This window comes from Type-D symbiont of Plautia stali (assembly GCF_001485335.1).
GTDB classification, from domain to species: domain Bacteria; phylum Pseudomonadota; class Gammaproteobacteria; order Enterobacterales; family Enterobacteriaceae; genus Pantoea; species Pantoea vagans_C.
Genome location: NZ_BBOC01000229.1, coordinates 1 through 232, shown reverse-complemented (window position 1 = coordinate 232; position 232 = coordinate 1). Strand labels below are relative to the sequence as shown.

Annotated in this window: 1 rRNA gene; it reads left to right on the top strand. The window is 50.9% G+C overall.

Annotated elements, in window-relative coordinates:
• Positions 1–60 precede the first annotated feature (60 nt).
• A 23S ribosomal RNA gene (locus PSSD_RS26125) occupies positions 61–232 on the top strand; the annotation flags it as partial.

Genomic DNA, 232 nt, shown 5'->3' with positions numbered 1-232 from the left:
TGTTCGAGTCTCTCAAATGCTTGCAGCTTGCATGCGTTGAAAAACGCCTGTGGGTTGTGAGGTTAAGCGACTAAGCGTACACGGTGGATGCCCTGGCAGTCAGAGGCGATGAAGGACGTGCTAATCTGCGTAAAGCGTCGGTAAGGTGATATGAACCGCTACAGCCGACGATGTCCGAATGGGGAAACCCGGTGCACTCTGTGCATCATCGTTAACTGAATACATAGGTTAA